This window comes from Clostridium sp. JS66 (genome assembly GCF_033561535.1).
In the GTDB taxonomy this organism is placed as follows: domain Bacteria; phylum Bacillota; class Clostridia; order Clostridiales; family Clostridiaceae; genus Clostridium_AM; species Clostridium_AM carboxidivorans.
Window position 1 is genome coordinate 3408347 of record NZ_CP131467.1, and the last position, 14922, is coordinate 3423268.

At 27.4% G+C, this 14922-nt stretch carries 14 protein-coding genes; 5 read left to right on the forward strand and 9 right to left on the reverse strand.

Annotated features, from left to right (window positions below):
• Nucleotides 1–282: 282 nt before the first annotated feature.
• From Q6H37_RS15760 to Q6H37_RS15770, 3 genes are all read left to right on the forward strand, one after another.
• Nucleotides 283–837 carry a nitroreductase family protein gene (locus tag Q6H37_RS15760; protein WP_318733833.1) on the forward strand — a complete coding sequence of 185 codons (555 nt, stop codon included), beginning with the start codon at nucleotides 283–285 and terminating at the stop codon, nucleotides 835–837.
• A 230-nt stretch (nucleotides 838–1067) separates the two neighbouring features.
• On the forward strand, nucleotides 1068–2531 hold the full coding sequence (locus Q6H37_RS15765; RefSeq protein ID WP_318733836.1) for a PLP-dependent aminotransferase family protein: 1464 nt from the start codon (nucleotides 1068–1070) through the stop codon (nucleotides 2529–2531).
• A gap of 15 nt (nucleotides 2532–2546) precedes the next feature.
• The gene (locus Q6H37_RS15770) at nucleotides 2547–3239 is read left to right on the forward strand and encodes an aspartate/glutamate racemase family protein (protein WP_318733838.1); all 693 of its coding nucleotides are present in this window, start codon (nucleotides 2547–2549) and stop codon (nucleotides 3237–3239) included.
• Nucleotides 3240–3557: 318 nt separating this feature from the next.
• Here Q6H37_RS15770 and Q6H37_RS15775 read toward each other — a convergent pair whose 3' ends face one another.
• The 6 genes from Q6H37_RS15775 to Q6H37_RS15800 form a co-directional block, all read right to left on the reverse strand.
• Complete coding sequence (locus tag Q6H37_RS15775) at nucleotides 3558–4754, reverse strand: MFS transporter (protein WP_318733841.1); 1197 nt, start codon at nucleotides 4752–4754, stop codon at nucleotides 3558–3560.
• A gap of 139 nt (nucleotides 4755–4893) precedes the next feature.
• The gene (locus Q6H37_RS15780; RefSeq protein WP_318733843.1) at nucleotides 4894–5346 is read right to left on the reverse strand and encodes a Fur family transcriptional regulator; all 453 of its coding nucleotides are present in this window, start codon (nucleotides 5344–5346) and stop codon (nucleotides 4894–4896) included.
• 38 nt (nucleotides 5347–5384) lie between these two features.
• Nucleotides 5385–6014 (reverse strand): O-methyltransferase, encoded by a 630-nt coding sequence (locus Q6H37_RS15785; protein WP_318733845.1) that lies wholly within the window; start codon nucleotides 6012–6014, stop codon nucleotides 5385–5387.
• A gap of 251 nt (nucleotides 6015–6265) precedes the next feature.
• Entirely contained in the window at nucleotides 6266–6802 is a 537-nt protein-coding gene (locus Q6H37_RS15790) for a Chromate resistance protein ChrB (protein ID WP_318733847.1), read from the reverse strand.
• Between the two features lie 74 nt (nucleotides 6803–6876).
• Nucleotides 6877–7854 carry a WYL domain-containing protein gene (locus tag Q6H37_RS15795; RefSeq protein WP_318733849.1) on the reverse strand — a complete coding sequence of 326 codons (978 nt, stop codon included), beginning with the start codon at nucleotides 7852–7854 and terminating at the stop codon, nucleotides 6877–6879.
• A gap of 2 nt (nucleotides 7855–7856) precedes the next feature.
• Nucleotides 7857–9095 (reverse strand): WYL domain-containing protein, encoded by a 1239-nt coding sequence (locus Q6H37_RS15800; protein ID WP_318733851.1) that lies wholly within the window; start codon nucleotides 9093–9095, stop codon nucleotides 7857–7859.
• Nucleotides 9096–9422: 327 nt separating this feature from the next.
• Between Q6H37_RS15800 and Q6H37_RS15805 the strand changes: the two genes are divergently transcribed.
• Together Q6H37_RS15805 and Q6H37_RS15810 are read left to right on the forward strand one after the other, a co-directional pair.
• The gene (locus Q6H37_RS15805; RefSeq protein ID WP_318733853.1) at nucleotides 9423–10655 is read left to right on the forward strand and encodes an RtcB family protein; all 1233 of its coding nucleotides are present in this window, start codon (nucleotides 9423–9425) and stop codon (nucleotides 10653–10655) included.
• Nucleotides 10656–10696: 41 nt separating this feature from the next.
• Entirely contained in the window at nucleotides 10697–12307 is a 1611-nt protein-coding gene (locus Q6H37_RS15810; RefSeq protein ID WP_318733855.1) for a hypothetical protein, read from the forward strand.
• Nucleotides 12308–12371: 64 nt separating this feature from the next.
• On the opposite strand, the gene Q6H37_RS15815 is transcribed toward Q6H37_RS15810, so the two are convergent.
• From Q6H37_RS15815 to Q6H37_RS15825, 3 genes are all read right to left on the reverse strand, one after another.
• Nucleotides 12372–13115, reverse strand: a complete 744-nt coding sequence (locus tag Q6H37_RS15815) for an ABC transporter permease (protein WP_318733857.1) — start codon at nucleotides 13113–13115, stop codon at nucleotides 12372–12374.
• The gene (locus Q6H37_RS15820; protein ID WP_318733859.1) at nucleotides 13108–14031 is read right to left on the reverse strand and encodes an ABC transporter ATP-binding protein; all 924 of its coding nucleotides are present in this window, start codon (nucleotides 14029–14031) and stop codon (nucleotides 13108–13110) included. The genes Q6H37_RS15815 and Q6H37_RS15820 overlap by 8 nt, the downstream gene beginning before the upstream one ends.
• A gap of 203 nt (nucleotides 14032–14234) precedes the next feature.
• Nucleotides 14235–14921 (reverse strand): ABC transporter permease, encoded by a 687-nt coding sequence (locus tag Q6H37_RS15825; RefSeq protein WP_318733861.1) that lies wholly within the window; start codon nucleotides 14919–14921, stop codon nucleotides 14235–14237.
• Between the last annotated feature and the right edge of the window lies 1 nt (nucleotide 14922).

Below are 14922 nucleotides of genomic sequence, written 5' to 3' on the forward strand. Positions count from 1 at the left end.
ATTTGCAAAAGTTGAATTATATACTTATTATATCCTACTTACAAGTAGAATTAAACTTAATTTATATAATTAACGTAAATTATATATTCTTTAAAATTAAATTTAATATAATTTATTCTATATGCTTCTATTTTTCTTACATAAATTTAAATTATTAAAATATACTAATTAAATTAACAGTATCATTTTTGATATTATGTTCCAAATTTGTACGTACTTCAAATATTATATTTTTAATGTTATTCTTGTAATACAATAATTTTAAGAAAGGAACTGATTTTCATGAATGAAGTTTTAAAAACAATTAGAAATAGAAGAAGCATACGCTCTTATAAGCCAGATCAAATAAAGGAAGAAGAATTACAAGCTATTATTGAGGCAGGTATTTATGCACCTACTGCACATAATGACCAGCCTTGGCATTTTACTGTTATTGAAAATAAAGAAAAATTAGATTATATAAGTAAAAAATGTAAGGAATTAATGGCTAAATCAGAAATTGATTGGGTTAAAAATATGGGGTTAAATCCTAATATAAGCATATCTTATAATGCTCCAACATTAATTATTGTATCTGGGAAAAAGAGTTCTATGGCACCTAAAGTAGATTGTTCAGCAGCAATTGAAAATATGCTTATTGCTGCACAAAGTTTAAATATAGGTTCTGTTTGGATTGGATTATTAACCTTTTTCTTTAGTTTGAAAGATGAGATAAAGAAACTTGGAATCCCCGAAGGGTATGAACCTTATTATGGAGTTGCACTTGGTTATAAATCAAGTGACAAAGAGATGGTTGCACCAAAAAGAAATTTAAATGTAGTTAATTATATCAAATGATTCTTAGATTTTAAAACAAACAGTATTAATAATTATAGATATTAATGCTGTTTTTTATCTATATATCTTTATTCATATTTTACATTTAATTGTTATAAAGTATATGTAATTAATGCAAACTATATATTAATCAAATGGATGGTATTATAAAACATTAAATTGGAGGTTTTTAAGTACAATAAAATTGATATAATAAAACTATAAACAAACTTAGCTAAGTGAGTGATTATATGAAAATTAACATTGAAAGAAATAGTAAAACTGCTTTATACCTTCAAATTAAAAATGAAATAAAGGATATTATTTATTTAAAAAGACTTCCTTTAGATTACATATTACCATCTGAAAGAGAGCTTGCAAAAACATTACATGTCAATAGAAGTACAGTTGTTAAAGCTTATGAAGAACTTAAAGCTGAAGGTCTTATTGATTCACAGATTGGTAAAGGAACCTATATTGTTTTCTGTGATGAAAATACACTAAAAAATAAATCTCCGAGCTTTAGAAAACATTTATTTTGGGATGAAATATACAGTAAAAATTCAAAAAACAATCATAATGATGTTATTAGTAGAATAATGGATATTGGAAATAATAAAATAATTTTCTTTGCTGGTGGTATCCCATCACCTGACCTGTTTCCCAAAAATGAATTTCAAAAAGTTCAAATGAAATTGTTAAAAAATGAAGTCGAAAATATGTTTTTGCACAGTCCAGTAACTGGGTACAAGGAACTAAAAAAAGAAATTAAAAACTTGATGTTAAATAGAGAAGTTAGAATATCTACTAACAATATAATGATTACTTCAGGCTCTCAACAAGGATTGGATTTAATTGTAAGAGCCTTTGTAAATCCTAATGATATAATTTTAGTAGAAGAACCTACATTCTTTGGTGCTATTCAATTATTTGAAGCTCTAGGTGCTGAAATTGTAGCAGTACCTGTTGATGAATATGGAATTCAAGTTGATGCACTAGAATACTTAATAAATAAATTAAAACCGAAATTTATTTACAGCATTCCAAATTTTCAAAATCCAACTGGAATTACAATGAGTTTAGAAAGAAGATATGAACTTATCAGCATTATTGAAAAGTATGGTATTCCTATAATTGAGGACGACCCTTATGGTGAACTAAGATATGAAGGAAAAGATTTACCTCCTTTAAAAGCTTTAGATAAAAATGATTATGTCATTTACTTAAGCACATTTTCAAAAGTCATTTCTTTAGGTCTCAGGGTTGGTTGGATAGTTGCACCAGAGAGGGTAATAAATAAATTAGGCTCATTTAAACAATTAACTGATTTACATGTAAATACCTTAAGCCAGCATATGATATGTGAATTTTTAAAGCAAAGCTACTATGAAAATCATATTAAAAGAATAAAAAAAGAATATACCTTCAAAAGAGACCTAATGATTAAAGAATTAGAAAAAAACTTTACAGAAGTAGAGTTTTACAAACCACAAGGAGGGTTCTATTTGTGGTGTAAATTTCCAAACAGTATTGATTTAAATTTACTATTAAAAAAATCAATAAAAAATAAAGTAAATTATATTCCTGGAAATTTCTTTTATGCTAAAAATAAAGAAAAAAGCAACTTTATTAGACTAAATTTTACTTATCCTAAAAAAGAAGAAATAGTTATAGGCATAAAAAGATTAAAAAATAGTTTGAATGAAATAATTTAAAAGGATGTGTACTAATTGAAAAAAATTGGTTTAATTGGTGGAATGAGTTTTGAATCATCCCTAGATTATTATAAAATTATAAATGAAACTACTCAATTAAAATTAGGAGGACTTCATTCTGCTGAATGCTTAATGTATTCAGTAGACTTTGAAAGAATAGAAGTATTACAGCATGAAAACAAATGGGAAGAGTTAACTAACATTATGGTGAGTATTGCTAAGAAACTTAAAGATGCAGGTGCAGATTTTATTGTAATATGCACCAATACAATGCATAAAATGGCAAATGCTATAGAAAGTAACGTAGGAATAAAAGTTTTACATATAGCTGACGCAACTGGTGAGAAAGTAATTGACAAAGGATTAAAAAAGGTTGCATTGCTCGGAACAATATTTACCATGAAACAAGATTTTTATAAAAAAGTGTTAAAGGAAAATTTTAATATTGATGTAATCATTCCAAATGAAGCTGATAGTGAAATAGTTCATGAAATTATCTATACCGAATTATGTAAGGGAATAATAAATGAATCTTCAAAAGAAAAATATAAAAAAATAATAAAAAATCTACAATTAAATGGTGCTGAAGGAGTAATATTAGGTTGTACAGAAATACCTCTACTCATAAAACAAGAAGATGTTGACATTCCGGTTTTTGATACAACAACAATACATGCTATTTCTGCAGTTGAATTTGCTTTAAAATAAAATAACATCAAAATTGTTAATACAAATTTTAAAAATTATGCGACATAAAGGTGCAGTGGAAGTTTGGATTTTAACTTTCATTCCGTGATATATGATAAGGGTGTCATCACGGCTAAATGTTTTAATTATTCTAAATCTCGAAATTTTTGAAATCCTAAGAACTTTGTCAAACTCGGTTCCCTCAGACAGGACTAAAGTTCTAAGGATTTCAAATGTAGTTAATAATCAACTAACTCACTATTTTTGCAGATTGCGCCATAAAGTATTATGAAAGCTGTGCTTTTTCTAATACGAATTATTTTTTATAATATTTATCTCCTAATTCTTTTGCTCTAAACATATAAAGAATGTAGCCAAAATTCCTATCACTAAGCAAGCTGAAAGAGATGTGAAAGTAATAGTGTAACTTCCAGTCTTAAGTAAGCGCATAGTTAAAACTGGCCCAATACTAGCACCTAAAAATAATATAAAAGTATACATAGAAACTGCTGAACCTCTTATTTTTCCTCCAAGCACACCAATTAATGAAATCAAGGTTGGAGTAGTAATTGCAATACCTATTACAAAAATCACACTCATAATAATCATAAATAGAGCACTTGTACTAATTCCTATCAATGCAAGTCCTATAATTGAAAGTAATAATGAACCTCTAAGGACAGATATAATACTAAATTTTTCGACTAACTTTCCTGCATATGGTGACAGCACCATTCCAATAATTCCTATAAGTCGTACGTATAATATTTGTTGATTAGTAAAATTAAATTTAGGACTACTTAGAAAATTACCTAATGCACTGTACATACCAACAAATGACAATAATAGTACTAAAGCAATAATATATGCATATTTCAATGATTTTATCTTAAATACATTTTCCATCTGTTTAAATATCTTTGAAATATTAGTATCAGGCTGGCTTATAGGAAGATTAGGTATACACAGTATTATTAATAAAGTAGTTATTAAATATATGAATCCAAGAATATAAAATACAAAGTTCCATCCTATATGTTGATTTACAAAACTACTAAAAACTTGTCCAATTATTCCTGCCATCAAAAATCCTGTACTTATAAATCCAATAGCTACAACCCTTTTTTTAGGTGGAAATAATTCTACTGCATATGAAAGAGCTACAGGTGAAAAAGTTGCTGCTGCTGCCCCTTGTATTCCCCGAAGTGTAATAAGTGTTACTAAGTTATGTACTGTTCCTAAAAGGAAAGAAATAATCGTTAAAGCACTTAATCCAATAATTATTACTTTTTTACGACCATAGCGATCTGATAATGGTCCATGACACAAACAACCAATTGCAAAACAAAGTGAAAATCCACTACTACTCCATACAGCTTTAGAAACCTCAACTGAAAAAGTTTGTGAAAATGTTGAAATCAATGGAATTGTAACATACAAACTAGACATTATAACTAATCCTGACCAAAACAGTATCAATGTAATTAGCGAATAACTTTTTGCATCATCTATATTTTTTGAAATAACATTACTCATCTTCAAAACCTCCAAAATTTTAATTGTTAAAATAATATAATTGCTAAACTTCCTTATATTCTAATATCTTACCACCTACCAATTTTACAACTTAACCAACTGAATCTGAATGTACAAAATTAAGAATCATATGTACTATCTATTTCTCTGAAAGTTCCTTATTACAATTTGCACAAACCCCATAAAATTTAAGACTATAATTAATTATTTTTAAATTATATTTCTTCTCAATTTTATTTTTGACAAAACCTAACATAGTGTCCTTTATTGGATATACTTTACCACACTCTTTACATATAAAATGAGGATGTTGATGTTCATTACCTGGTTCCATAAATTCATATCTAATTCCATCTTCATCAAAATCAAATTTACAAACTATACTGTTTTGCTCCAATAGTTGCATAGTCCTGTAAACAGTGGCAAGGCCAATTTCAGGATATTCCTTTCGTATGATCATATAAATTTCCTCAGTAGTTAGATGCTTATGTTGATTTTTAATAATAACATCTAATATTTTTTGTCTTTGTAGTGTTACTTTAACCCCTTTTATTTTTAAATTATTTTTTACTTTTTCTAACAAACTCTCCATAAATACCTCTCGTATTTTCTACAATTTCATCAATATTTTTATTTTTTAACAGCAATAATAACTCCATCACCAATAGGTATAAGGCTACTTTCAAGTTTAGGACAGTTAACAACTAATTTATTAAATTCATCAATAGGTTCAATAAGTTCGCTCCATTTTGCTTCCAAATCCAATACAGGAAAAAGAGTATCTTCTGCTATTAACAATCCCCCTGTTTTTAAAATATTTAAGCAGTGATCAAAAAGTTCTGGATATAATTTTTTATCTGCATCTTGAAATATTAAATCAAATTTATCTTTAATATTAGGAATTATTTCTCTTGCGTCTCCAATTTTTAATTCAATATATTCTTTAAGGCCTGCATCAATAAAATTTTTTCTAGCCTCTTTTGCTACTTTTTCATCATATTCAATAGTAGTTATCCTACCTCCATATTCTTTTACAATTTGAGCCATAGATGTAGTAGAATATCCTATACTAGTGCCAATTTCCAAGATTTTCTTTGGTTTTATAATTCTAATTATTAACTTTAATAACCTTGCAACATCATCATCAATAACTGGTATAAAATCTTTTAACTGAGTTTTACTTATATATTCTTTCTTTTTTATTCCTTCTTTCTTCTCATATAATCCTTTGATATACAAATCAATTTTATCAAAATCCATAACTCAAACCTCCAATATTTCATTAACGTTACATGTAACATATGTTTATTGTAACACTTGTTACATGTAACGTCAATTATATTTTATGTCAAAAAATAAAAAATTCTTTATATAATTGAATTATATAAAGAATTTTTTAGCTTGCTTTTTAATATTATATTCCTAGTTGCAAATCATACAATTATTCATAGTTTTACTTCATAAATATCCGCCATAAGTATCTATCTTAATAATCAACAGCTAATCTATTACTAATTACTTTTATCATTTTTATAAACTTCTTGTGAATATTCCTGCAATCTTACACTTGCCTTTTCCAGCATCTCTTTTGCCTTATATTTACTTTCTGAATTAAAATAATCTCTACTTATAATTTTATCATACCAACGTTGAAATTTTTTTAAATCTTCTTCAGCTTCTTCAAGTTCTGAAAATTTGAATTTTCCTTTTTCGGTTTCCCTATCAAGTTCATATATTAATCTTTCACAATTATCTTCAAACTCACTATATTCCTCATCTATCTGCTGCATAAACTCTGATACAATAGATTTTTCATCTTCTTCACTTACAAAAGTAAGTTCACTTAAAGTTGATTTTCCACCTAAATTATTAACTTCCTCTCGAAGATTCTTTAGAATTTCAAATAATTTATCTTCATAAGGCAATAAAGCAACTCCCTGCTGCAAATAAACAGCTCCTATTTCTTTGATTTTTCTCCAAATATACACTCTATTTTTAGAAGTATTACTTGGAACTTTATATGTAAGAGATAAAAACTTTATACTCATAGTTCACCATCCTATCTAATAATCAAAAAAGTTTATTTAACTTATAAATGAATTATTCTAAACATATAATTCATTTACATCTCCAGAAGCTCCAACTGACTTTTTACTCTATCTTTTACAAGATTTAAAAATACTTCTGGTCCTAATACTTTTATAACTGGACCAAAGGATAATATTCTTATTAAAAGCTCCTTTTCATCCTGTTTGTCATAATATATATAGCTTATATACTTATCTGTTTCTTCATCATATTCTGTTCTTTTTTCATAACTTGCGAAATGCAGCATACATCTTTCCAATGCATTTCTTTCTTTCGATATTTCAATAACAACGGGCTCTGTACATTTGCTCTGATTTATGTATTTATAAAGCTCTTCTATATCACCTGTAAACTTTTCATTGGAAGATTCTATGCTAGATATCCTAGCTATATTTATAATTGCTCTAGTTACAATTTTATTGTATCTTATTCTAACTGTATATACTCTAAATTTATCATTCTTGCTTGAATACTGAATTTTTAAAGGAATATAGCTTCCTATGATAAAACCTCTTTTTCTATTTTCGAAGCATATTGTAATGACTCTTTTATCCTTTAAGGCCTCAAGAAGCATACGAAAATTTCTAATATAATTTTCATCCCCATAGTTATCACCATCTAAAAACATATCATAATAATAAAAATCGTTAACATCAAATAGCGGCTCTACATCCTTTAAATATTGTCTTAAATGCAAAATTTCCTGCTGCTTCAAAAAAAGAACTATACGCTTATCTGATAGTATAGCTTTTAACCAGGATTTTTCAAGTAGTGTCAAAGGTCGTTTAACTTCTCCATTTAATTTTGATATGTATTTACCATTTTTCTCATCTAAAAGCTGCCAATCTCCATGAATAAGTTTTGGAAGTATATAAAGAGCACTTTCAGAAAAGCCATTATTATTAATAATACTAGTTATTATTTCTTGTGTTACAGGTTCTTTAGATGCTGTATTTAAAATCTTTTCAATAACCTTATAATAACAACTATAAATTTCAGAAAATAACTCCATTATTACTCTTCCTTTCCCAAATACATATCCTTCATTCTCTTCATATCATTACAAAACCTATTTGTTACAAATTCATTTGCGCCTTCTACAGATATAATTCTTCCAGTAAAACTTTTAACCCAAGACATTATTTCATTTGTATCAAATATTTCCTTAGAATATATATAAATATTCTTGTCCACCTTTTCTAATTTACCTCCTCTTCCTTCTCTATTTATACGGTTTATAATATAATTTTCTTTTTCCTCGTCAATATAAAGTTTTACAAAAATCTTTTCTTCTCTATCTTCACCTCCAAAGGATACTCCCCAGCATTTATCTAAATTTCTTTCCAGCTTATCTTTTAGAAATTCATAATTGCTGCATACATCTAAAATTTTTACACACTTTACATAATCCAATCTATAATTTACAAATCGCTTTCTATTTTCATTATAAATGTTAATATACCTTCTACCAGTTTGAGTACTTACAAATATTTTTAAAGGTACTCCTTCATAAACGTTCTTATTTATAAGCCTCTTACTTTCATTAATAAAACGGATTATTCTTTTTTCTTTTATCGCCTTTAGTATACTTAAGAGTACATTATCCTCTAAAGTATGTACTAAAAAATGATGCTTAAAACTAAAAATATTATTTTTCTTATCTTCATTGTTAAGAAGATAGTTTCCTACAACTCCAAAAGGTGCTGCTTCCTGATAATACATTAATGCATCAACTATATCTTCATAATTAGTAAGAATTGTTTTTAAGTAATCTTCTGTTAAACTATAATAAAAGGTCTTTCCATTTTTAGAAACTGTTAAAAATCCTTCCTTAACATATTCTTTTACTTTAATTCTTACAGTTTGGACATCAAAGCATATTAAGCTTTTCTCGCAAATTTCATTAGTTATTTCCTCTATACTAAGGTAAGTTCTTCTTTTTAACAAATCTAATATGTAAAAATGCAGCATTATATCATTAGCAGTGAAGCTTTTTGATCTCCAAGCAGAATAGAGAGGGTTTTCAGTAATACTTGAACTATCAAGGGATATAAAAACCTTTTTACCTCTCCTTGAATTATCCCATTTTATATAATCTCCCAAATAACTTTCAATTCTACGCCTTTCATTGTCATAGGTTCGTGAACTTTTCTGTTTAAAATCATTTCTTGCTTTAAAACCATATATATAAAAATCACGCATATAATCTCTAATCTTCTCAAAATTTTTAATAAGCTCCGAAAACTCTGCCATAATGCTTCCCTGCCTTTTTTCTTATGCAATTATTGATTCAAATTTACTTTCACTGTATTTTACCAATTATTTGTGAAAAAATCAATTCTTAGAATTAATCCATATGAAATAAAATAGCTATAAATTAAGTTAATATATTTATTTTTAACTAAATGGCATCAACATAATTTACCTTATTACTTATGGCAAAACATATAAGCATCTTTATTCTACCATTTTTTGTATATCTAACTTCGCAACTTTTTTTATATGAACGATAAAAAAACAAGTGGTAATATTTATATATAATTTACATTACAGTTTAATAAATGAAAAAGGAGAATTCACATGTTTACTATTTATAATGAAAAAACTAAAAAACCAATAAAAATATGGCTTAAAAATGAAAGTACTATTGAAGAAAGTTGTTTAGAACAAATATATAATCTTTCAAAATTACCTTTTATTTATAAATGGGTATCAATTATGCCTGATACTCACACTGGAAAAGGAATGCCTATTGGTGGAGTAATTGCTACAGAAGATGTTGTTATTCCTAATGCAGTAGGTGTTGATATAGGATGTGGTATGGGCTTTGTAAAAACTAATATTAAAGTATCAGATATTAGATCCATAAATACTGCAAATGGTTCTCTTATACAAAACATTGTTGGTGATATTTTAAGAAATATACCTGTTAACTTCAAAAAACATAAAACTGCTCAAAGTTGCTATACACTTGATCGAGCTAAGCTAGAACTTGATAAATATGAATCCTATAAAATACTTTTAGAGGAAATTGAAGCTGGATATTTTCAAATAGGCACTTTAGGTGGTGGTAATCATTTCATTGAACTTCAGGAGGATGAAGAAGGTTATCTATGTATTATGTTACATTCTGGAAGTCGTCATTTTGGAAAACAAGTATGTGATTACTTTAATAATATAGCAGAAGAGCTTAACAAAAAGTGGTATTCCACTGTACCTTCTGAGTATAAATTAGCCTTTCTACCTGTAGATACAAAGGAAGGTAAGGGATATATCAACTGGATGAACTTGTCTCTTGATTTTGCTTATGAAAACAGAGCAAAAATGCTTGTAGTAGTAAAGGAAATTTTAGAAAAGTGGGTTACTAAATATATTAAAATTAATATTGAATACTCCAATGAAATTAACTGTCACCATAATTATGCAAGCCTTGAAAATCACTATAATAAAAATCTTTGGATTCACAGAAAAGGTGCAACTCGTGCTAATAAAGGTGAACTTGCTGTTATTCCTGGTGCTATGGGGTCTTATAGTTATGTTGTTGCTGGAGCTGGAAATGCTGAAAGCTTTTCTTCCTCTTCTCATGGTGCTGGTAGACTATATTCAAGAACTGCTGCTATGAATAATTTTTCTACAGAACAAGTTGTATTGGACTTAAAGCAGCAAGGTGTAGTTCTTGGTAAAAATAACAAAAAAGATGTAGCTGAAGAAAGTCGCTTTGCTTATAAGAATATCGATGAAGTTATGGAAAACCAAAGAGACTTGGTGATTCCTGTAAAAAAACTTAAAACTATTGGTGTAGTTAAAGGATAACATATAAAAAATAAAACATTTTAAAATTAAAGGAGAGAAAAATGAATATAGATAATTTAAATTTTACTAGTACTATAGATATTGAAAACCGTAAAAATGATAACTACAAAGAATTCCTTGATGCAATTAAAAATCACTTTAATTTAATAATTAAAAATAATACATCATTATTTACTACAAATTCAAAAGGTTTATTTGATATATTTTTAGATAACTTACCACAAGAAGCAAGACAACACTATAACTGTAATTCCTGCAAAAACTTTGTTGAAAGTTATGGTGGATTAGTTACCATTGCCAATAATGGAGAAATTATATCAGCCTTATGGGGAGAAGTTCCAGAATTTTTTACTCCTTCAGTGAAAGCTATGAAAAACATTGTTCTTAAATCAAAAGTTAATGGAGTTTTTTTATCAGAAAATGCAATTTTAGGCAAACCAGTTACAGGAATATGGAATCATATGTCAGTTACACTACCAGAAGAAATAACTTACCATTCAAAATTAATAAATGCTAATCAAGCTATGGCAGAAAAATTAGAGGATTTCAAAACCTTAAACAGAGGTTTAGTAGAGTATCCTCTAGAAGCTGTAGAACAAGCAGTAACCCTTTTAAAAACTGAATCATTATATAGATCCGAAAAATGCTTAGGTGTTGCTGAATGGTTAAAAAATTTACATATTAAGTGTTCTAATACTAAAAATAGTTGTATAAAAGATAATATAGTATGGCTTGCAGTTGCAACAGCACCAACAGGTTTTTGTCATGTTAAAAGTTCAATGATAGGTACATTATTAGATGATATAGTCAGTGGATTAGATTTTGATTTGATTAGCCATAGATTTGCTGAAAAAATGCATCCTTTGAAATATCAACGTCCACAAGCAGCACCATCAGCTGGAAATATAGCACAAGCTGAAAAAATTGTAGAAAAGTTAGGAATTCAAAAATCCTTAGTTCGTAGATTTGCTAGATTAGATGAACTTAATACATTGTGGAAACCAACAAATAAAGAGAAACAAGAAAAAAAACTAGGACTATTTTCACACATTATACCTAAAAATAAAGAGAAACATTCAAAAATAGATATACCACCAATTACAATGACCTGGAAAAAGTTTTCTGAAACAGTTCTTCCTTATGCAGAAAGTATAGAATACCTTGTTAAAGGTGGAACTGATAGTTTTTCTGCTATTCTTACAGCATCTTACGATGATGCTCCTCCTGTATTGCAATGGGACATGGAAGAACAAAGAAATCCTTTTTCATGGTATGTATATGTTAATGGATCACTTTGTAGTAGTTGGGGACTCTCTACAGGCTACTGTAGGGTAACCGGAATTTGTCTTCAACCTTCTATGTGGTATGACAATTTTGAATATCAAGGCAAAGCTGTATTCTTTATATTACAAGGAGCAAAAGATAATAAATTTGAAGACTCAGGTAACTGTTTATTTCCTAGCATGTTAAAATCCGAGCTACACCAAGTACGTTCAACTATTGAAGCATATTCTAAAACTGCAACTATTGAAGGTTATAATGAAGCTTCAGCATGTGGCATTAGATTACAATATGGTGATAACTGGAACACTACATTTAGAGTTACAACAAATGTAGGAACTGCCACATATAAACTTGATAGATGGGACTAAAACATTATACTATGTATTAAAAAGGATGACATACTAATTCTTTTTAATACATAGTATCCATAATTTATTTAATATCTGATTTATTAAATACATAAATACCTACTACTGTAGTTACTACTATAATTAATACTGATATAAGCATTGCTTGTAAAATTTGAGCTGTTGTAGCTTTATCTGATAGTACAATACCTGGTTGTGCAAATATACTTTTATAGAAAATCCATTCCAATGACGGTTTTTGAACAGATATTACATCAAAAATTCTATTAATAAAATCTAAAAATACAATTATAATAATAGTAATATTGGCATTCCTAGATATAAATGCTATTAAAACAGAAATGCTTCCTATAGCTGTGTATATAATTAATATCATAAAAAACAATTTCATTAAAAATGCCATAGAATAAAAGTTAAATATTTCTCCATATCCATTTACTTTTGTATTTATAAAAGATAATATTAATGCTGGTATAAACGTGATAACTATAATACCTATGTAATAAACTATACTTTTTGATACAAAAATATTAATTCTTTTATGTCCATAAGAAATTAAATTTTTAATATATCCTGAAGTAAACTCTGTAACTATATAGTCAGAGGCAAAAATTCCTATTAAAATATCTAAGGCTAATGAACTTTGTACTGAAATTATAAATGTAAATGCTTGTTTTCCACTCATCAATTTAAAATTTTCTGAAAATGCATAAACTACAATACCTTGAAGTAAATTTAAAAACATAGTTAAATAAAACATTTTTGAAGTTTTTAATTTATAAAATTCTACCTTCAACAAATTAGACATTTTCTAACCCTCCTATAACTTCAGAAAAATATGTTTCTAAATCTTCCCCCATGGGCATTATTTGTTCTACTGTAACTCCTTCTTTTACAAGAATCTCTGTTACTTTTCCTGATTCTTCTATATAATCGTATAATTTAATAACATTGCCAGGAAAAACGTTATAATTTAATGTGTTCAATTTCTTATTTAATATGACAGCAGCATTAGCTGCATTATCAACTTTAATGTGAATAAATTTTTTACATCTATCATTTAATTCATCTATAGTTATTTCTTCTATTAGTTTGCCTTTATGAATTATTCCATAATGATTTGCAATATGATAAAGTTCTCCTAATATGTGGCTAGAAATAAGCATTGTAACTCCATATTCTTCATTTAATCTCTTTAATAATTCACGTATTTCAATTATTCTGATTGGATCTAGCGCATTAATAGGTTCATCTAAAATTAAAAATTCTGGTTCACCAAGTAATGCCATTGCTATTCCTAATATCTGTTTAGTCCCTAAAGACAATGTTTTTACTTTTTTATCCTTTATGTCATTTAATCCCACCATATCCAGTACTTTTTCTATACAATCTTCTCCTGGTATACCTTTTTGAATTCTATTAATATGAATATTTTCATAAACCGTTTTATTTTCATAAAGTGCTGGAGTCTCTATAATAGCACCTATTCTTTTTCTACTATTCTCTATTTTATCTTTTTCATGTTCACCAAATAGTTCAATGCTGCCGCTATCTTCTGACACAAGTCCTGTTATAATTCTTATTAATGTACTTTTTCCTGCTCCATTCAACCCAATAAGGCCATATATTTGTCCCTTTTTTATTGTCATAGTTACATTATTAAGCACATTAGTATTTTTATATTTTTTAGTAACCTTGCTAATCTTCAAAATTGAACTATCCATGTTATAAGATTCCTCCACAAATTTTCTAGTTTTATAAACAAATACATTATTGGCAATCTATCCTTTACCTAACCAACATAAAAATTATACCACTTGTTTGTTATTACTCAACCAATATTTTTCATTTGGAAAAAACGCACTTATAATTTCAATGATTGTTTTACATAATAAGCAATTTACAATACAATATAATCTATCAGCGTCTATATATCTTTTCTATTAATTACAACACACGCTGCTACTAAAAATAATACTCCACAGCATATCATAATAATAGATTGATTCACAGTATACCCTCCACTATAAAATCCAGTATTAGCTATATAAAAAGGTAAACTTTTTATAACATGCTTTACAGCTTCACTTCTACCAGGTCCTAAAGCTTGGTTTAAAAGTGCTAATATCAAATCAAAATACAGCACATAACCGATAATTCCAGCAAGTAAAAAATTAGAACTAAAAACCGAAACTAATAATTCAAAAGTACCTAAAGTAAATGCAAAGACAATAAATGCACATAAATTATTAAGCAGCATTTTTGAATTAAAAGTATTGCAGGCAATTGATAAAATTTCATAAAATATAAAGCATACTATAGCTGCAATTATAAAGCTGCTCAATTTAGAAAACATTATTTCTATTCTACTGAATATACCTGTAAATATCATCTTATCTGTTTTATTTGAAAATTCCTGTGTTAATGAAAAGCTAAAAATAACTAAAAGTATATACGATATTATCTGCAGCATCATTTTAGGCATTGCTATCACTTCACCTTTTGCACAAATCAAAAACAAAATACAAGCTACAACAAATAAAGAAATTATTAAATTCTTAAAAAAACCTTTTTTTCTTATATCTAATGTAATAAGCTTTAAAACTCGTTCCAAA